Source organism: Methylobacterium sp. FF17 (genome assembly GCF_025813715.1).
GTDB classification, from domain to species: domain Bacteria; phylum Pseudomonadota; class Alphaproteobacteria; order Rhizobiales; family Beijerinckiaceae; genus Methylobacterium; species Methylobacterium flocculans.
The window spans coordinates 921,792-941,191 of the sequence record NZ_CP107532.1 but is presented as its reverse complement, the minus strand read 5'-3'; the positions used below and the strand labels follow the sequence as shown (position 1 = coordinate 941,191).

Sequence of the window (19,400 nt, the reverse complement as noted above, 5' to 3'; positions counted from 1 at the left end):
TTCCCGTGCGGTCGCGCGCAGCAGGAGACCCGCATGTCCGCAGGATCCAACCTCCCGCCCGGAGCGCCGCCCCTCGGCCTCCAGCGCCTCGACGCGATGAGCATCGTGCTGGCCCGCAACTGGTGGCTGGTCGCCCTGCGCGGCGTGATCGCCGTGCTGTTCGGCCTCGTCGCCTTCGTGGCGCCCGGCGCCTTCGTGCTCTCCCTCGTCCTGTTCTTCGCGGCCTACATGTTGGTCGACGGCGTGGTCGGCGTCGTCGCCTCGGTCCGGGCGGCGCAGCGGCACGAGCGCTGGGGCTTCCTCCTCCTGGAGGGGCTCCTCGACATCGTGGTCGGCGTCGCGGCCGTGCTGGTGCCGGCGGCCGCGATCTGGGCCTTCGTCTACCTCGTGGCGTTCTGGGCGCTGGTCACCGGCGGCCTGATGATCGCGGCGGCGTTCCGCCTGCATGCGCATTACGGGCGCTGGTGGCTGGTACTCGGCGGCGCGGTCTCGATCCTGTTCGGCATCGCGCTCCTCATCAATCCGGGCGTGTCGGCCCTGGTGCTGACGTGGTGGATCGGCAGCTACACGGTGGCGTTCGGAATCCTGCTGATCCTCCTGGCCTTCCGCCTGCGCGGGCGCCACGCGGAGGCCGGCCGGCCGGCGCCCCTCGGACGGGCCGGAACGGCGTAGCTTTGGCGTCCGGGAATGGTCTAGAACCGGCGTGACACGATACGGCGCTTCTCCGTCGAGCGCCGGTTCCCACGACCATGGCCCCCGATGACCCCTCTCGATCCGGACCGCCCGAGCCACGAGAGGCCGGACCCGAACCCATCCGCGCCCCGTCAACCCGGCGCGCCGGACCGGGAGACCGATGAGACCCGCGCCGCCGCCCGCGAGGCCGCGGCGGCCGCCAAGGTGCTGGGGCGGCAACTCGGCGTCCTGGCGGCGGGCGCCGCGCGCGGAGCCGGACGCCGGGCCGCCGGCGCGGCGCGGGCGGCCGGGCCGGCCTGGACCGGGTTTGCCCGGCGCTTCCGCGCCCGAGGTCCCGCATCCGCCGCCGAGCCGCCCGCCGCGACGGCCGGCGAGACGCCGCCGGCCACGTCCCGCGCTGCGCGCCTGCGCCGCAAGCCCTGGCTCGCCGCGGCCCTCGCCCTCGTCCTCGTCCCGCTCGCCCTGCTGGCCGGGCTCGTCATCTACAGCTTCGCCACCCTGCCGCCGCTCGGCGGCGCCGTGCTCGAGGCCGGCCAGCGCGCGCTCACCGTCGAGGCCGATGACGGCCGGGTCTTCGCCACGCGCGGCGCCTTCCAGGGCCAGAAGCTCACCGCCGCCGAGATGCCGCCCCACCTCGCGCAGGCCGTCATCGCCATCGAGGACCGGCGCTTCCGTTCCCACTGGGGCATCGATCCGCGCGGGATGCTGCGGGCGATGTACCGCAACGTGGTCGGCGGCGGCGTGCGCGAGGGCGCCTCGACCATCACCCAGCAATACGTCCGCCTGACCTCCCTGACGCAGGAGAAGACCCTGCGCCGCAAGATCCAGGAGGCGTTCCTGGCCCTGCGCGTCGAAGCCACGATGTCGAAGGACGAGATCCTGCTCGGCTACCTCAACACCGCCTATTTCGGGGCCGGGGCCTACGGCATCGACGCCGCCGCCCGGCGCTACTTCGGCAAGGGCGCCAAGGCCCTGACCCTGCCCGAGGCCGCGATGCTCGCGGGCCTCGTGCGCGCGCCCTCGCAACTCGCCCCGACGCGCAACTTCGGCGGCGCCAAGGAGCGCGCCGACGTGGTGCTCCAGACCATGGTGGAGACCGGCGCGATCACGGCGGCCGAGGCCGACAAGGCCCGGGCCCAGACCATCACCCTGCGCACGCCCCCGGAGACGCCGCCGGGCACCAACTACTTCCTCGACATGGTCTCGAACGAGGCCAAGAAGCTCGCCGACGCGCCCGGCGACGTCACCGTGCGGACCACCCTCAACCTCGACCTCCAGAGCCTGGCGGAGGGCGTCGTCGCCCGCCGCCTCGACGCGGAGGGGGCCAAGAAGAAGGCGGGCCAGGGCGCCATGGTGGTGCTCAACAAGGAGGGCGCGATCCTCGCCATGGTGGGCGGGCGCGACTACGAGGACAGCCAGTTCAACCGCGCCACCCAGGCCAAGCGCCAGGCCGGCTCGCTCTTCAAGCTGTTCGTCTACCTCACGGCCTACGAGAACGGCTTCAACCCCGACACGGTGCTGGTGGACCGGCCGATCCAGATCGGCGACTGGGAGCCGCAGAATTCGACCGGCCGCTTCAAGGGTGCGATGCCCCTGCGCAGCGCCTTCGCGCAATCGGTCAACACGGTGGCGGCGCAGCTCGCCGACGAGGTCGGCATCCCCGCCGTCATCGCCACCACCCGCCGCATGGGCGTGACCTCGGACCTGCCCAACGTGCCGAGCCTCGCGCTCGGCTCGGCCGAGGTGACCCTGCTGGAGATGACCCGCGCCTATGCGGGCGTGCTCGCGGGCGCCGCCCCGGTGGACGCGCACAGCGTGCACGCGATCCGGGGCGCCCAGCCGCAGCCGCTGTATCTGCGCGCCGAGTCCAAGGCCGGCGCCGCGATCCCCACCGAGGCGCGGGCGATGATGCTCGATTCGCTTCAGGCCGTGGTCGATGGCGGCACCGGCAAGGGGGCGCGCGTCTCCGGCCTGCCGGTGGGCGGCAAGACCGGTACGACGCAGGATTATCGGGATGCCTGGTTCATCGGCATGACGCCGGACCTCATCGTGGGGATCTGGGTCGGCAACGACGACAATGCCTCGATGAACCGCGTCGGCGGCGGCGACATCCCCGCCAGCATCTTTCGCGATTTCGTGCAGCGGGCGACGGCGCAGCTCGCCAAGGGCCGCAAGCGCCCCTCCGCCGCCCGCGCCGAACCCGCGCCGGCCAAGGAGGTCGCGGTCAACCCCGCCGCGGCCCTGCGCGGCGTGCCCGAGGTGATCGACACCGGCACCCTGGCCTTCCGGGGCCGCACGGTCCGCCTCCTCGGCGTCGAGGGGGAGGGCGGGGCGCTCGCCCGCCAGCTCGCCCGCTATCTGCGCCGCCGCGAGGTCAGCTGCGCCCCGCCCGCCGGGGTCGAGGCGGGCGGCGCGCTGCTGCGCTGCCAGATCGACGGCGACGACCTCGCCTCGCTGATCCTCACGGCCGGCGGTGCCCGCGCCGCCGAGGACGCCCCGGCCGACCTCCTCGCCGCCGAGGAGCAGGCCCGCTCGGAGCGCGCCGGGATCTGGGGCCGGCGCTAGGGCCGTTCCCGATCGCGTCGCGCAGCCGCTCCGACGCGCGGTCCTAGGCCGAACCGGACTCCACGTCGGCGGACGGCGCTCCCGAGCCGCCCTCGGCGGCGTAGGCCGTCATGATCGCGGCGAGCAGGCCCGGGAAGCGGGCATTCACCTCCGCGCAGCGCGAATGGTTGCGCATCTCGACGCCGTGGCGCTCGCTGCGGATCAGCCCGGCCTCGCGCAGCACCTTGAAGTGGCTGGACAGGGAGGATTTCGGGATGACCCGTTCCCCTAGTGCGGCCACCGCCGTGCAGGTGTCGACGCAGCCCGCCGTCGTGATCCGCGCGAAGATCGCCGCGCGGTTCGGATCGGACAGGGCGTGAAGGACCGCCTCCGGCCGGATGTCGTCGATGGCGGGGTGAACCAGGGGCCTCATGATCAATCCATATGGGGCGTGCACCCGGGGGCTTGAACCCGGGGCCATTAGTTCCGAAATTCCGAACTATGGGACCAAGGCGACCATCCTGGCGCCAGCCCAGATCGGAAAGTAGCACAGATGTCGAAGCTGAATGGCAAGGTCGCGGTCGTCACCGGCGCCTCGAAGGGCATCGGCGCCGCGATCGCCAAGGCCCTGGCGCAGGACGGCGCGGCGGTGGTGGTGAATTACGCGTCGAGCCGCGCGGGCGCGGACGCGGTGGTGGCGGCGATCGCAGCGGAGGGCGGCCGGGCCATCGCGGTACAGGCGGACGTCTCGAAGGCGGCCCAGGCCCAGGCCCTCGTCGATGCGGCGGTGGCCGAGTTCGGCCGCCTCGACGTGCTCGTCAACAATTCCGGCGTCTACGAATTCGCGCCGATCGGGGAGGTGACCGAGGAGCATTACCGCCGGCTGTTCGACGTCAACGTGCTCGGCGTCCTGCTCGCCACGCAGGCGGCCACCCGGCACCTCGGCGCGGGCGGCAGCATCATCAACATCTCGTCGGTGGCCGCCAGCGTGCAGCCGGCGACCACGGCGGTCTACACGGGCACCAAGGGCGCCGTGAACGCGATCTCGGGCGTGCTGGCCAACGAGCTGGCTCCGCGCGGTATCCGGGTCAACGTGGTCAGCCCCGGCTACGTGGTGACGGAGGGCACGCACACGGCCGGCATCGTCGGCTCGGAGATGGAGGCCGGCATGGTCGCCCAGACCCCGCTGGGCCGCGCCGGCCGTCCCGACGACATCGCCGGCCTCGTGGCCTTCCTCGCGTCCGACGATGCCCGCTGGGTGACCGGCGAGGAGATCGGCGCCAGCGGCGGCGTCCACTGAGCCACGCGTCCGCCCCCCGCGCGAAGACAGTGCACGAAGGCCGTGCGTGGGGGCGGCGCCGCGGATGACGGCCGGGATCGCGTTCGCATCGCGGGCACGATTCCCTTCGAACCGAGCGGGGTGGGCCGGGTCACACGGTCCGCCCGCAGCGTTGCGCCCCGGTGGCACCGATTCCTGCGACATGGACGCTGACACATGGACGCCACGACATGGACCCCGGCGGCACGGAGCCGGTTCTCGCAGGGCGAGCCGTCGCCGAGGATCCCGTGCATGCCCGACACTGAAACCCTGCTGGAGGCAGGCTGGCGCGAAGCGCGGCACGCGGTCAACGGCGTCTCCCTCCACGTGGTCGAGGCGGGGCGGGCCGGCGATCCGGTGGTCGTCCTGCTTCATGGCTTTCCGGAATTCTGGTGGGCGTGGCGGCACCAGATCACGCCCCTGGCGGAGGCGGGCTACCACGTCGTCGTGCCGGACCTGCGCGGCTACAACACCAGCGACGCACCCCAGGCGGTCGGCGCCTACCACCTCGACACCCTCGCGGCCGACGTGGTGGCGCTGGCGGATGCGTTCGGCGCCGAGCGCATCCACCTCGTCGGGCACGATTGGGGCGCGGTGATCGGCTGGTGGGTGGCGGCCCGGCACCCGCAGCGCCTTGGCCGCGTGGTGCTCATGGACGGCCCGCATCCGGACACCTGGGCCGGCCAGGCCCTGACCCACCCGACCCAGGCCCTGCGCAGCACCTACGTGGCCCTGTTCCAGCTGCCCTGGCTCCCGGAGGCGGCCCTGAGCGGCTTCGACTTCGCCGGCCTGCGGGGCATGATGGCACGCAGCGCCCGGGCGGGCACCTTCGAGCCCGGCGCCCTCGACCGCTACGCGGAGGCCTGGGCGCATCCGGGCTCGCTCACCGCCATGCTCAACTACTACCGGGCCCTGCGCCACCGGCCCCGCTCCACGCGGCCCGCCCGCATCGCCCCGCCGACGCTGATCCTCTGGGGCGCCGACGACGCCTTCCTCGAACCCCACGTGGCCGAAGCCGCGCTGGCCCTGTGCGACCGCGGCAAACTGGAGTTCGTGCCCGACGCGAGCCACTGGCTGCACCTGGAGCAGCCCGCGCGCATCCATGCCCGGATCCGCGACTGGCTGGGTGCGGAGGACTGAGCGATCCCTCGGACCGGCGCACAGCCCGCATCAGCCCTGCGCTGGCCGCGCGCCATCCTTGACCGATCCGCGCCCGCAATCCCCACATGACGGATATGGACCTGCGCCCGACCCTCGACTCCGCCCCGCCCTCATCCCTGCCGCCCTCATCCGCCCGGCGCCTCAGCCTCCCGGTGGAGGGCCTGTCCTGCGCATCCTGCGTCGGTCGCGTCGAGCGGGCGCTGGCGGCGCTGCCCGGTGCCTCGGACGTCTCGGTCAACCTCGCGACCGGACGGGCCGACCTTCACCTGACCGGATCGGCGTCAGAGGCGGTCGCCGCCATCGTGAAGGCCGGATACGAGGTGCCGGAGGCGGTGACCGTGATCGAGGTGGGCGGCCTCTCCTGCGCGTCCTGCGTGGGACGGGTCGAGAGGGCGCTGGCCGCTCTGCCGAACGTCACCCGCGTCTCGGTCAATCTCGTCACCGGGCGCGCCGAGATTCACCATCCCGAGGGAAGCGTCACGCGGGCCGACCTCGAAGCCGCCATCGCCAAGGCCGGTTACGAGGCGTTGGGCGCCGGCGACACGGACGTGTCCACGACGGGGGCGCCCGCGGCGACGTCTCCGACCGGGGCGCTCGCGGCGCGCCGGACCGAGGAGATGCGGACGCTGTGGCGCGACCTCGTCCGGGCCGCGATCCTGTCGGCCCCCATCGTCGTCCTCGATATGGGCGGGCACCTCGCCCCGGCCTTCGCCCATGCCCTCCACGGCGCGTTCGGGGTTACCGTGCTCGGGCTGGTCCAGGCCGTGCTCGCCACCCTCGTGCTCGCGGGGCCCGGCGCCCGCTTCTTCCGGCAGGGCCTGCCCGCCCTGCTGCGCGGGCACCCGGACATGAACGCCCTCGTGGCCCTCGGGTCGGGCGCCGCCTACCTGTACTCCCTGGTCTCGGTGCTGGCCCCGAGCCTGCTCCCGCCCGGCACGGCGCATCTCTACTTCGAGGCGGCGGTCCTCATCGTCACGCTGATCCTGCTCGGCCGCACCCTCGAGGCCCGTGCCAAGGGCCGGACCGGGGCGGCGATCGCGCGCCTCGTCGGGCTCGCGCCCGCCACCGCGCGGGTGATCCGCGACGGGCGCGAGGCCGAGGTGGCGCAGGCGCGGCTCGCGCTCGGCGACGTGGTCCGGGTCCGGCCCGGCGAGCGGGTGGCCGCCGACGGCGTGCTCGTCTCCGGTGCGAGCTACGTCGACGAAGCCATGGTCACGGGCGAGCCGGTGCCGGTGGCCAAGGGGGTGGGCGACGCGGTGGTGGGCGGCACCCTCAACACCCACGGGGGCTTCGACCTCCGCGTCACCTCCGTCGGCGCCGACACGGTGCTGGCGCGGATCGTGCGCATGGTCGAGGCGGCGCAGGGGGCCAAGCTCCCGATTCAGGCCGTGGTCGACCGGGTCACGGGCTGGTTCGTCCCGGCGGTGCTCGCCGCCGCCGGCCTCACCTTCGCGGGCTGGTTCGCCTTCGGGCCGAGCCCGTCCCTGGGACTCGCCCTCGTCAACGCCGTCGCGGTCCTCATCATCGCCTGCCCCTGCGCCATGGGGCTCGCCACCCCGACCTCCATCATGGTGGGCACCGGCCGGGCGGCGGAACTGGGCGTGCTGTTCCGCAACGGCGGCGCGCTCCAGCGGCTGCGCGACGTCCGGGTGGTCGCCCTCGACAAGACCGGCACGCTCACCGAGGGCCGCCCGACCCTCACCGACCTCGTGCCCGCGCCGGGCTTTGCCGCCGACGAGACCCTGCGCCTCGCCGCCAGCCTCGAATCGCGCTCCGAGCACCCGGTCGCCCGCAGCATCGTGGCGGCCGCCGAGGCGCGGGGGCTCGGTCTCGGGGCAGTGAGCGGCTTCGCGGCGGAGCCGGGCTACGGGATCGCCGGCACCGTCGACGGCCGCGCGGTGATCGTCGGGGCCGAACGCCTCCTCGCACGCCACGGCATCGCCAGCGAGGCCCTGGCGGCGGAGGCGGAACGCCTCGGGGCCGAAGGCCGCAGCCCCCTCTACGTGGCGCTCGACGGACGCCTCGCCGCCCTCGTGGCGGTGTCCGACCCGGTCAAGCCCGGCGCCGCCGAGGCCGTGGCCGACCTGCGGGCCCGGGGCCTCACGGTCGCGATGATCACCGGCGACGCGCCGGGGCCCGCCGCGAGCGTGGCCCGCCGGCTCGGCATCGCGGAGGTCTCGGCCGGGGTGCTGCCCGGCGGCAAGGTCGCGGCCGTGCAGGCCCTGCGCACCTGCTTTGGACCGGTGGCCTTCGTGGGCGACGGCATCAACGACGCGCCGGCCCTGGCGGAGGCCGATGTGGGGATCGCCATCGGCACCGGCACCGACATCGCCGTGGAGAGCGCCGACGTGGTGCTGATGTCGGGGGCGCTCGGGGGCATCGTCACGGCCCTGCGGCTCTCGCGGGCGGTCATGGCCAACATCCGCCAGAACCTGTTCTGGGCCTTCGCCTACAACGTCGCGCTCATCCCGGTGGCGGCCGGCCTGCTCCATGCGCTCGGCGGACCGCTGCTCTCGCCGGTGCTGGCGGCCGGCGCCATGGCCCTGTCGAGCGTCTTCGTCCTCGCCAACGCCCTGCGCCTGCGCCGCGCCGCCGCCGGACCGCGCGGGCCCGCGGGCCAAAGGATGCGTTGACCGCGTCCTTGGCCTCTTGTTTGCTGCGGGTGCGTCGTCGCAACCTCGGCGCGTCCCCTCCTGAGAGCCGTCGCCTCTCGAAAGTCGCTCCCATGCCCGTCCTCGACCGGATCGCCGCCTTCGCGGACGAGATCGCCGCCTGGCGCCACGATCTCCACGCGCACCCGGAACTGCAATACGACGTCCACCGCACCGCCGGCTTCGTGGCCGACAAGCTGCGGGAATTCGGCTGCGACGAGGTCGCCACCGGCATCGGCCGCACCGGCGTGGTCGGGGTCATCCGGGGGCGCGTCCACGGCTCCAACCGGGCCATCGGCCTGCGGGCCGACATGGACGCGCTGCCCATCGCGGAGGTGCGCGACCTGCCCTACCGCTCCACCGTGCCGGGCAAGATGCACGCCTGCGGGCATGACGGGCACACCGCGATGCTGCTCGGCGCGGCCCGGTACCTCGCCGAGACCCGCGACTTCGACGGCACGGCGGTGCTGATCTTCCAGCCGGCGGAGGAGGGCGGCGGCGGCGGCGAGGCCATGGTCCGCGACGGGATGATGGAGCGCTTCGGCGTCGAGACCGTCTACGGCATGCACAACATTCCGGGGCAGGCGCTCGGCACCTTCGCGATCCGGCCGGGCCCGATCATGGCCTCCACCGACCGCTTCACCATCACCATCGAGGGCAAGGGCGGGCATGCCGCGCAGCCGCACAACGCCGTCGACAGCGTGCTGGTGGCGAGCCACGTCATCGTCGCCCTGCAATCCGTGGTGGCGCGCAGCGTCGATCCCCTGGAGAGCGCCGTGGTCTCGGTCTGCGCCCTGGAGGCGGGCGATGCGTTCAACGTGCTGCCGCAGACCGTGAGCCTGCGCGGGACCGTGCGGGCCCTGTCGCAGCCGGTGCGCGACCTCGTCCAGGCTCGCATCGCCGGGATCGTCGACCATGTTCCCCGGGCCTTCGGGGCGGTGGGGCAGATGGAGTTCAATTCCGGCTATCCCGTCACCGAGAACCATCCGGCCGAGACCGACTTCATCGCCGATGTGGCGGCGAGCCTCGTCGGCGAGGCGGCGGTGGACCGGGCGGTGGCGCCGATGATGGCGGCCGAGGATTTCTCCTACATGCTCGCCCACCGGCCCGGTGCCTACATCTTCCTCGGCAACGGCGACAGCGCGGGCCTGCACCACCCGCACTACGACTTCAACGACGCCGCCGCCCCCTACGGCGCCTCCCTCTGGGCGCGGGTGATCGAGGCGGGGCTGCCGATCCGGGGCTGACGCCCCGTCCCGGTCAGGCCGGGCGCGCGGTCCCGCCGAGGTGGAACACCCGGTGCGGCACGAGTTCGCCGCGCTCCACGTCGCCCACCGCCACGAGGATGCCGCCGCAGGTGGCGAAGGCCTTGCCCTCCACCGGCGCGTCGCGCCCGCGCAGGATCACCGGTTGGCCGCGCATCAGGCGCAGGGCCATGTCGCGCGAGACCGGCACGGCCGGCACCGCGTCGAGGGCGGTCTCGACCGGATGCAGGTGGCCGGCATTGCCGTCCGGGCCCGCCGCCTCGAGGGCGGCGACCTGGCACGAATCGGCCTCCGTGAAGGGGCCGACGCGGGTGCGGCGCAGGCCCGAGACGTGGCCGTAGCAGCCGAGCAGGCGGCCGAGATCGCGGGCGAGCGCACGGACATAGGTGCCCTTGCCGCAGGCGGCCTCGATCACGGTGCGCTCCGGCGTGTGCTCGACGACGCCGAGATGGTCGATCTGCACGGGGCGGGCCACCAGCACCACCTCCTCGCCGTCACGGGCGAGGTCGTAGGCGCGCTCACCCGCGATCTTGATCGCCGAGTAGCGCGGCGGCACCTGCTCGATGGCGCCGATGAAGGTCGGGAGCGCGGCCTCGACGGCCTCCCGGGTCGGGCGCGCCTCGCTGGTGGCGACCGGGCGCCCCTCGGCGTCGTCCGTGTCGGTCTCGATGCCCCAGGTCACGGTGAAGACGTAGGCCTTGCGCCCGTCCATCACGAACGGAACGGTCTTGGTCGCCTCGCCCAGCGCGATGGGCAGGATGCCGGAGGCGAGCGGGTCGAGGGTGCCGGCATGCCCCGCCTTCTTGGCGTTGAAGGCGCGCTTGACCACCGCGACCGCGTGGGTCGAGGTCATGCCCACGCCCTTGTCGAGGATCACCCAGCCGTTGACGTCGCGGCGCTTGGGCCGGTCGGGGCGCGGGGCCCCGCGCGGCGGGCGGCGCCCTTCGGCGGCCGCGGGCCGGTCCACCGGGTTCGGCGGGGGGGCGCCTTCGGTGCGCTCGACGGTCGGTTCGTTGATCATGGGGGTCCTCGGTCAAGGGTCTTTGAGGGGCGGGCGGCACGCGCTGCGCCGTCATCCGCCCCGGTCGGACGTTTGCGATGGGTCCGTCCGCCGCCTCGGGCCGGAAAACCGGTGCGGGCCGCGTCGGGTTCGCGTCAGGCCGCGTCGGGATCCGACGATTCGGCCGCGTCGTCGGACGCCGGCGATTCGAGGTCGCGCCGCACTTTATCAGTGCGCAGCAGGGCGTCGATCCGGTCGGCCTCGTCGAAGGTCTCGTCGCGCAGGAAGCGCAGGTCGGGCGCGAATTTCAGGTTCACCCGGCGGGCGACCTCCTGCCGGAGCGCCTTCTTGTTGCGCTCCAGGGCCGCGATCACCGGAGCCTCGTTGAGGCCGCCGAGCGGCATGATGTAGGCCGTGGCGAGCTTCAGGTCGGGCGACATGCGGACCTCCGGCACCGTGATGACGTGCGCGTTCAGGACCGCGTCCTGGATGTCTCCGCGCTGGAGCACCTCGGCGATCGCGTGGCGGATCAGCTCGGCGACGCGCTGCTGGCGCTGCGAGGGTCCGGTGGGGGTCTGTCTCTGGGCCATGAAGGGTTCTGATCGTCTTGTCGTCGAAACGGTTCGACACCGGCCCGCATGGGTTTCTCGCCCGCGAGAGCGTTGTTGAAACGGAACGGCGATGCGCCGCCGCGCGGCCGAAGCCGGGCGCGGATCGAAACGAAGCGGACGCCGAAGGCGCCTCTCTTAGCGCAAATACTCGTTCGGGATATAGGCCTGTTGCGCACGTTTCGCCGTCGCGGGGGTCCGCGCCGGGTGATCGTGGATATGCGCGGTGAACATGCGGTCGATCCACTGGGCGTTCTTGAACACCCGCTTCGAGCGCAGGAGGTTGAAGGGCGCGATCTTGCGCAGGGGCTGGCGCGCATTGAATTCGGCCGCCGCCAGCAACTCGCCGGTCCAGGGATTCGCGCCGTCCATGCCGACATCGTCGAGGTAGACGGGCAGGAGCGGCAGGTACTGCTCGGGGCCCCCGTCGAGCACCGTCAGGGTGCTCGCGGCGGAGGAGTAATAGTCCACGTCCACCGAGACGAAGCCGATCGGGGCCTCGGCCGTGACGCCGGCGAGATAGGCCGGGATCGTCTCGGCGACATCGCCGATGATGAGCCGGCAGCGCCCGGGCAGGGAGCGGCGCAGGGCCTCGAAATCCATCGGGAAATCGCCCTCCTGGAAATATTCCGGCATGTCCCGGTAATCGATCGCCGGGGGCATGCCGCTGCCGGTGTCGAACCCGATCACATCGACGGCGATGCCGGTGGCGGCTTCCGTGCGGGCGGCGCAGTCGCAGAGGTTCATCAGTCCGGCACCGGTGGCCACGCCGAATTCGAGCACCTGAATGCGGGAGAGCCCGAGCTTCCGTGCCTCGTCGGCCGCGAACAGCACCGGGAACGCGTATTGCTGGCGCACGATCAGGTCGAAGGCGACCTTGGCCCGGTAGCTGCCGAACAGGGCCACGCCGGCCGAGATGAGGTTCAGGTGCAGCGGCTCGGTGAGCCGCTCCACGAAGATCTTCCGGTACTTGTTGTCCGACAGGGCCCGCCGCAGGGCGTAGGAATTCAGCATCGTGCCGCCTCGATCGCGCCGCCATGCCGGCCGCCTGCGTACGATCATAACGGGGCCCGCGCGACGGGACGGGGCGGATGGGACGCTTCCCCCAGGCAAACTCGCCGATGGGGTTAAGGCGGCGGGCAGTGGGGCTTTGGGTCGGGGACCCCGGTGTCCGCGCGAGGATGCGTGTCGCGTCTCACCGAGGCGCGGTCTGCGCGATGGCGCTCGGTTCCCCGGGGCTTGCGCACCGACGCCTGTCGCAAGATGTGCCGGTTCCCTCTCCGTCCAGGCGGGGCGATCGCAGATGGCACTGCGCCGTCGCTCTGCCTTCCAGGAGAGGAAGGCCCGCATGCGTCACGACCGAACCGGGATGATCCCCGGAGAAAGCGTTCCCACAAAGAGGAGCGGTAGACGCGAGCCCAAAACGCAGAACGGGGCCGCGACCGATGTCGCGACCCCGTTCGGTTCTCGATGAAGCGCCGGACGCTCAGAGCGTGCGGCGGATCTCCTCGACCCGGTAGCACTCGATGGTGTCGCCGGCCCGCATGTCCTGGAAGTTCTCGAAGGACATACCGCACTCGTAGCCGGCGGTGACTTCCTTCGCGTCGTCCTTCAGGCGCTTCAGCTGGGACAGCTTGCCCTCGTGGATGACCACGCTGTCGCGGATGAGGCGAACGTGGGCGCCGCGCTGGACCATGCCGTCGGTGATGCGGCAACCGGCGATCTTGCCGACCTTCGACACGTCGAAGATCTGCAGGATCTGGGCCTCGCCGAGGCGCTCCTCGCGAAGCGTCGGCGGCAGCATGCCCGACAGGGTCGACTTAATGTCATCCACGAGGTCGTAGATGATGTTGTAGTAGCGGATCTCGACGCCCTTGCTCTCGGCCGACTCGCGCGCTTCCTTGTGGGCCCGCACGTTGAAGCCGATGACCACGGCCTTGGAGGCCTCGGCCAGGGTGACGTCCGACTCGGTGATGCCGCCGACGCCCGCGAGCAGGATGCGCGCCGACACCTCGTCGTTGCCGAGCTTCTCCAGCGCGCCGTTGATGGCCTCGACCGAACCCTGTACGTCGCCCTTGACGACGAGGGCGAGTTCCTTGCGGCCCGCACCCTCCTTGAGGTCGCGCATCATGTCGACCAGCGAGCGGTTCGCGCCACCGGTGCGAGCGGCGATGCGCTCGCGCTTCTGGCGGGCACGGTACTCGGTGACCTCGCGGGCCCGCGCCTCGTTCGGAACCACCACGACGCGGTCGCCCGCATCCGGCGTGCCGTTGAAGCCGAGCACCTCCACGGGCACCGACGGCCCCGCATACGGAACGTTCTCGCCCTTGTCGTCGATGAGGGCGCGGACGCGGCCCCACTCGGCGCCGGCCACCACGATGTCGCCGGTGAACAGGGTGCCGCGCTGGACCAGGACCGTGGCCACGGGGCCGCGACCGCGATCGAGCTTGGCCTCGATGACCGTGCCTTCACCATCGCGCGTCTCGTTGGCGCGCAGGTTCATGATCTCGGCCTGGAGCTGCAGGCCCTCGAGGAGGTCCGGCAGACCGTCGCCGGTCTTGGCCGAAACCTCGAATTCGAGGGTCTCGCCGCCCATGGATTCGACCTGGATGTCGTGCTGGAGCAGCTCGGTGCGGACCCGCTGCGGGTTCGCGTCGGGCTTGTCGATCTTGTTGATCGCCACGATGAGCGGCACGCCGGCCGCCTTGGCGTGGGAGATCGCCTCCACCGTCTGGGGCATGACGCCGTCATCGGCCGCCACCACGAGCACGACGATATCCGTCACCTTGGCGCCACGGGCGCGCATGGAGGTGAAGGCCGCGTGGCCGGGGGTGTCGATGAAGGTGACCATGTCGCCGCTCGGCGACGCGACCTGATAGGCACCGATGTGCTGCGTGATGCCGCCGGCCTCACCCGAGACCACGGTGGTCTTGCGGATGGCGTCGAGCAGCGAGGTCTTGCCGTGATCGACGTGGCCCATGATCGTGACGACCGGGGGACGCGGATCGAGATCCTCCTCCAGCTCCGGCTCGTCGCTGAACAGGCCCTCTTCCACGTCCGATTCCGCCACGCGGCGGACGGTGTGGCCGAGCTCCTCGGCGATGAGCTGTGCCGAGTCCGAGTCGATCACGTCGGTGATCTTGTGGATCTCGCCCTGCTTCATCAGCAGGCGGATGACGTCCACGGCCCGCTCCGACATGCGGTTGGCGAGTTCCTGAATCGTGATCGTCTCCGGGATCGTCACCTCACGCGAGAGCTTCTCCTTCTGCTCCACGTGGCGGTTGCCGCTCATGCGCTGCTGGCGCCGGCGGAACGAAGCGACGGAGCGCGTGCGCTCGTCCTCGCCCGAGGTGGCCGTGGCGATGGTGAGTCGGCCGCGGTTCCGGTCGCCGCCCGGCTGCTTCGGGGTCTTGGGCGGCGTGATGATCTTGAGCGGCATGCCGGGGCGGCGGATCACGCGCTTCTGCTCGTTCTCCTCCTCAGCGGCCTGGGGACGGCCCGGCGCGCGGGCGGTCGTGGCAGCACCGGCCGGACGCGCGGCGGTGGCCGCGGTCGGGGCGGTGGGCTCCGGCTCCGGCGCCGGGGCGGGACGGGCCATGAAGTTCAGGTCGCGCGGCTTGCGCACGTCGGCCGTGATGGTCTTGCGCGGCTCGGCGGGCGTCGGCCGGGCGGTCAGCGGCGGACGCGCCGCCGGAGCACCGGGACGGGCGGCGGCTGCGGCAGCCGGGCGAGCGGGGGCGGCCGGGCGAGCCGGGGCGGGACGCTCGGCGGCCGGCGGCGTCGCGGCGGTCGGGGGTGCCGCACGCACGATGGTCGGGGCCGCCGGCATCGGGGCGGTCTTCGACACCGTAGGGGCGGGGGCCGGCGCGTTCGCGGCGGCGCTGGAGGCCCGGGCGGCCTCCTGCGCGGCGGCTTCGGCGGCGCGACGCGCCTCCTCGGCGGCGAGGCGCTCCTCTTCCTCCTTGCGGCGGCGGGCTTCCTCCTCGCGCTTGCGGGCCTCGGCGGCCTCACGCTCGCGCTGCTCGGCGGCCAGGCGCTCGCGCTCGGCGGCAGCCTCGGCCTCCGCGCGCTGCCGGGCTTCGGCCTCGCGACGCTTGGCGTCGGCGAGCGCCGCCGCGCGGGCGTTGCTCTCCTGCTCGCTCAGGGTGCGCAGCACGACGCCGTTGGCGGAACGCTGGGCCTGACGCGGTGCGGCGGGCGGCGGCGGCGGGGCCACGCGGGTCGCCGGGGCGACCGGGGTCGTCTCGCGCGCGGGTGCGGTCGGTGCCGCGCCGATGACACGGCGCTTCACGGTCTCGACCACGACCTGCTTGGTGCGGCCGTGGGAGAAGCTCTGACGCACCGTTCCCTGCTCGATCGGGCGCTTCAAGGACAGCGGCTTCGAAGGGGGTCTCGCCTGCGTCTTGTCGCCCGGATTGTTCGTATCGCTCATTCAGTCCAAACCCTGAGGGTTTCCATCGTCCCGTGAACCGGCAGACCGCTGTGCGCCGGGTAAAGCCGTCATCTCAGTCATCGTGCAGATCGGAAGCGGCCCGCCCGTCGGGAGCGGAGCCGGCCTCCTCGGCCGTCGTCGCCAATCCTTCGAAGGAGCGGAGCCGACGCCAACGCGCAAGGCAGCCGGAAGCTCCGACTCCTGCGACGAGAGCCGCATGTATCACATGATCCCGACCCAAGGCCACGCCCAATTCTTCGTTGGACAGGTCATCGATGACGGGAATGCCGGATATGGCACTGCCATGCCGCCGGTGCAATGCCGCGACGATCTTCCGGCGTCCGTCGGGGCTTCCGTCGGAGGCCTCGATCACCGCCGCGACGCTGGCCTTGTCGCCGATCGCCGCCTCGACCTTGGCGAATCCCGCGACCACGGCCCCGGCCTTGTTGGCCAGCGACAGGGACTGGCGCAGGTCCGCCCGCAGGCTCTCGGCGATGCGGTCGGCGAGATCGGGGGCGGTGGCGTCCTTGGTCTTGAAGGCGCGCTGGAAGGCGCGGCGCTTCACCGCCTTGTTCACCACTGCCCGCGTCGGCGTGAGCCAGGCCCCGCGCCCGGGCAGGCGGGCGCGCAGGTCCGGGACCACGGCGCCGTCGGGCCCGAGCACGAAGCGGATCATCCCCGCCGGCGCCTGCGCCACCCGGGTGACGAGGCATGTGCGCAGGGCATTGCCGCGACCCCGCCCGAGGCCGGCATCGAGCAGGGTGCCCGGGTCGGCCTCGGTGGCGTCTTCGGTGTCGGCGGGGTCGCCCGTCATGCGGCGTCGGGATCCTGTGGGGTCGGGAGGGGGCGCGGCGCTCAGGCCGGGGTCGCCTCGTCCTCGGGGGCGTCGGTGGCCTCGTCCGCCTCGACCGGGGCCTCGATCCAGCCCGCATGGACGCGCGCGGCCATCACCATGGCCTCCGCCTCGGCGCGGGAGACTTCGAAGCCGTCGAGGTAGCCGGCATGGCGCTTGGCCTCGGGGCCGCGGCCTTCCGTGTAGCCGACGAGATCGTCGGTGGCGCAGCCGGCGAGATCCTCGATGGTCTTCACGTCGTTCTCGCCGAGCGCCACCAGCATGGGGGTGGTGATGCCGTCGATCTCACGCAGCTCGTCCTGCACGCCGAGTTCCTGGCGCTTGGCATCGAACTCCGATTCGACGCGGGCGAGGTGGTCCTGCGCGCGGGCCTGGATCTCGGTGCCGCTCTCCTCGTCGAGGCCCTGGATGTTGGCGAGCTCGCCCGCCTCCACGTAGGCGATCTCCTCGACGTTGCGGAAACCCTCCGCCGCGAGGAGCTGGCCCACGGTCTCGTCCACGTCGAGGGCTTCCATGAAGATCGCGGTACGCTCGGCGAACTCCTTCTGCCGGCGCTCGGATTCCTCGGCCTCGGTCAGGATGTCGATGTCCCAGCCGGTGAGCTGGGAGGCGAGGCGCACGTTCTGGCCGCGCCGCCCGATGGCCAGCGAGAGCTGGTCGTCCGGCACCACCACCTCGATGCGGTCGGCCTCCTCGTCCAGCACCACCTTCACGACTTCCGCCGGCTGCAGCGCGTTGACGATGAAGGTCGCCTGGTCCTCGGACCACGGGATGATGTCGATCTTCTCGCCCTGGAGTTCGCCGACCACCGCCTGGACGCGGGATCCGCGCATGCCCACGCAGGCGCCGACGGGATCGATGGAGCCATCGCGGGAGATCACCGCGATCTTGGCGCGCGAGCCCGGATCGCGGGCCACCGCCTTCACCTCGACGATGCCGTCGTAGATCTCCGGCACTTCCTGGCCGAACAGCTTGGCCATGAATTGCGGATGCGAGCGCGACAGGAAGATCTGCGGTCCGCGCACCTCGCGGCGCACGTCGAACAGGTAGGAGCGGATGCGGTCGCCCGGCCGGAAGGTCTCGCGCGGGATCATCTCGTCGCGGCGCACGATGCCCTCGCCGCGCCCGAGATCCACGATGACGTTGCCGTACTCGACGCGCTTGACGAGGCCGTTCACGACCTCGCCGATGCGGTCCTTGTACTCGTCGAACTGGCGGTCGCGCTCGGCGTCGCGCACCTTCTGGACGATGACCTGCTTGGCCGACTGGGCGGCCACGCGGCCGAAATCGAAGGGCGGCAGGGTGTCGGAGATGACGTCGCCGACCAGGGCGCCGGGGTTGTAGCGGCGGGCCTGCTCCAGGGTGACCTCGCGGGCGTCGTTCTCCACCTCGTCCACCACCACGAGGTGGCGCGAGAGGCGCAGGGCGCCGGTCTTCGGGTCGATCTCGGCATGCACGTCGGTCTCGGCGCCATAGCGCGAGCGCGCGGCCTTGGCGATGGCCTCCTCCATCGCGTCGATGACGATGGAGCGGTCGATCACCTTCTCGCGGGCGACCGCTTCGGCGATCTGCAGGAGTTCGAGCCTGTTGGCGCTGACGACGGCCATCGGTTTCGTCCTTCTCTTCGTCGTAGGGTGTTCGGATCCGCCGTCCCGGGCCGCCCTGCGGCACCGGAAGCGAGCGCGAAAGATCTAGTGGAGCTTGCCGTCGTCCTTCACCCGCACCGCCTTGGTGCGGACGGGCTTGGCCTTGTTCTTCGCCTTGATGGCGAGGCTCGCCTCGGTCTCGACCTTGACGGGCTTGGGCCTCTGCGAGGCCTTCGGCTTCAGGGGCCGCGAGACCTTCTTCTTGAGCGGGGCGGGGGCCGGCTCGGCCTCCGTCTCGTCCTGCTCCACGTCGTCTGCGTCCGCGTCGTCATCCGCGTCGAGGTCGGGCGGGCCGCCCCGGCGCAGGGATTCGCGCACCAGTTCGTCGGTGAGCACGAGGTAGGCGTCGCCGAGATCGCGCAGGGGCAGGTCGATCCGGCTCGGCAGGCCCTCCTTCACGTCGGGCAGGTCGATCGGCACCGTGAGCCCGTCCGGATTCGGCGGGCCGATGATGCCCCGGAAGCGCTTGCGCCCCTCCATCGGCACGGCCAGTTCCACCTTGGCCTCGTAGCCGGCCCAGCGCGCGAAATCGACCGCCCGCACCAGGGGCCGGTCGATGCCCGGCGAGGAGATCTCGAGGTAGTAGGGCTTGCCGATGGGGTCATCGAGGTCGAGGAGCGGCGAGATCGCCCGGCTCACCGCCTCGCAATCGTCCACCGTCATGGTGCCGTCCGGCCGCTCGGCCATGATCTGCACCGTGCAGCCGTTGGCGCTCGACACCTTCACCCGGACCACGCGATAGCCCAGGCCCTGGATCGAGGCCTCGATGACCTGCACCACCCGCGCGGCCACCCCCGTCTCGGTGATGAGGCGCTTTTCCGAGAGGTCGCTGTCGATCGTGTTTGCCATGCTGCGCTTGTGGTCCGGCCCTGTCGGCGGCGATCCGGCGCGGGAGTCCTTGCGGCAATAAAAAAGAGCGGACCCGGTGGGGCCCACTCCCGAACCGCAGTCTCACAACTGCAACCAGAACTGATGCGATGAAAGTAGTCCGGTTCACTTCGATTTTCAAGCGGTTTCGGCCGATCCGATCACCGTGGACGTCGCGTCGCGCGTCGCGGGCGGACGAACCACCCCGTCATTCCGGGGCCGCGCAGCGGAGTCCGGAATCCAGAGCCGAAGGTGGTACAAGGCCCGGCTCCGTCGGCGGACCGGGATTGCACGCCTCCGGCGCGCCCCTTCGGCTCCGGGCTCGCCTCTGGCGCCCCGGAATGACGCGGCGCTCTCCTCAA

At 72.2% G+C, this 19,400-nt stretch carries 14 protein-coding genes; 6 read left to right on the top strand and 8 right to left on the bottom strand.

Annotated features, from left to right (window positions below; translation table 11 throughout):
* Positions 1 to 33 precede the first annotated feature (33 nt).
* The gene (locus OF380_RS04225) at positions 34 to 672 is read left to right on the top strand and encodes an HdeD family acid-resistance protein (RefSeq protein ID WP_264049539.1); all 639 of its coding nucleotides are present in this window, start codon (positions 34 to 36) and stop codon (positions 670 to 672) included.
* Between the two features lie 87 nt (positions 673 to 759).
* Positions 760 to 3,258 (top strand): PBP1A family penicillin-binding protein, encoded by a 2,499-nt coding sequence (locus OF380_RS04220; protein WP_264049538.1) that lies wholly within the window; start codon positions 760 to 762, stop codon positions 3,256 to 3,258.
* 43 nt (positions 3,259 to 3,301) lie between these two features.
* Here the strand turns inward: OF380_RS04220 and OF380_RS04215 are convergent, their stop codons facing one another.
* Positions 3,302 to 3,670 carry an ArsR/SmtB family transcription factor gene (locus tag OF380_RS04215; RefSeq protein ID WP_264049537.1) on the bottom strand — a complete coding sequence of 123 codons (369 nt, stop codon included), beginning with the start codon at positions 3,668 to 3,670 and terminating at the stop codon, positions 3,302 to 3,304.
* Positions 3,671 to 3,790: 120 nt separating this feature from the next.
* Between OF380_RS04215 and OF380_RS04210 the strand changes: the two genes are divergently transcribed.
* The 4 genes from OF380_RS04210 (at position 3,791) to OF380_RS04195 (ending at position 9,614) form a co-directional block, all read left to right on the top strand.
* A complete protein-coding gene (locus OF380_RS04210; RefSeq protein WP_264049536.1) occupies positions 3,791 to 4,537 on the top strand; it encodes a glucose 1-dehydrogenase in 747 nt (248 codons plus the stop codon).
* A 270-nt stretch (positions 4,538 to 4,807) separates the two neighbouring features.
* Positions 4,808 to 5,695, top strand: coding sequence for an alpha/beta fold hydrolase (locus tag OF380_RS04205; protein ID WP_264049535.1), 888 nt, complete (start codon positions 4,808 to 4,810; stop codon positions 5,693 to 5,695).
* 95 nt (positions 5,696 to 5,790) lie between these two features.
* Entirely contained in the window at positions 5,791 to 8,349 is a 2,559-nt protein-coding gene (locus tag OF380_RS04200) for a heavy metal translocating P-type ATPase (RefSeq protein ID WP_264051179.1), read from the top strand.
* Between the two features lie 92 nt (positions 8,350 to 8,441).
* Positions 8,442 to 9,614, top strand: coding sequence for a M20 aminoacylase family protein (locus OF380_RS04195; RefSeq protein WP_264049534.1), 1,173 nt, complete (start codon positions 8,442 to 8,444; stop codon positions 9,612 to 9,614).
* A 13-nt stretch (positions 9,615 to 9,627) separates the two neighbouring features.
* On the opposite strand, the gene truB is transcribed toward OF380_RS04195, so the two are convergent.
* The 7 genes from truB to rimP form a co-directional block, all read right to left on the bottom strand.
* Positions 9,628 to 10,653: a tRNA pseudouridine(55) synthase TruB gene (gene truB / locus OF380_RS04190; RefSeq protein ID WP_264049533.1), complete on the bottom strand. Its 1,026-nt coding sequence runs from the start codon at positions 10,651 to 10,653 to the stop codon at positions 9,628 to 9,630.
* A 134-nt stretch (positions 10,654 to 10,787) separates the two neighbouring features.
* A complete protein-coding gene (gene rbfA, locus OF380_RS04185) occupies positions 10,788 to 11,222 on the bottom strand; it encodes a 30S ribosome-binding factor RbfA (RefSeq protein ID WP_264049532.1) in 435 nt (144 codons plus the stop codon).
* Between the two features lie 156 nt (positions 11,223 to 11,378).
* Positions 11,379 to 12,254 carry a hypothetical protein gene (locus OF380_RS04180; protein WP_264049531.1) on the bottom strand — a complete coding sequence of 292 codons (876 nt, stop codon included), beginning with the start codon at positions 12,252 to 12,254 and terminating at the stop codon, positions 11,379 to 11,381.
* Positions 12,255 to 12,726: 472 nt separating this feature from the next.
* Positions 12,727 to 15,672, bottom strand: a complete 2,946-nt coding sequence (infB, locus tag OF380_RS04175; RefSeq protein ID WP_264049530.1) for a translation initiation factor IF-2 — start codon at positions 15,670 to 15,672, stop codon at positions 12,727 to 12,729.
* A 73-nt stretch (positions 15,673 to 15,745) separates the two neighbouring features.
* Positions 15,746 to 16,486, bottom strand: a complete 741-nt coding sequence (locus tag OF380_RS04170; RefSeq protein WP_264049529.1) for an RNA-binding protein — start codon at positions 16,484 to 16,486, stop codon at positions 15,746 to 15,748.
* A gap of 41 nt (positions 16,487 to 16,527) precedes the next feature.
* Positions 16,528 to 18,132: a transcription termination factor NusA gene (gene nusA, locus OF380_RS04165; RefSeq protein ID WP_264049528.1), complete on the bottom strand. Its 1,605-nt coding sequence runs from the start codon at positions 18,130 to 18,132 to the stop codon at positions 16,528 to 16,530.
* Between the two features lie 84 nt (positions 18,133 to 18,216).
* Positions 18,217 to 19,020 carry a ribosome maturation factor RimP gene (rimP, locus tag OF380_RS04160; RefSeq protein WP_264049527.1) on the bottom strand — a complete coding sequence of 268 codons (804 nt, stop codon included), beginning with the start codon at positions 19,018 to 19,020 and terminating at the stop codon, positions 18,217 to 18,219.
* Between the last annotated feature and the right edge of the window lie 380 nt (positions 19,021 to 19,400).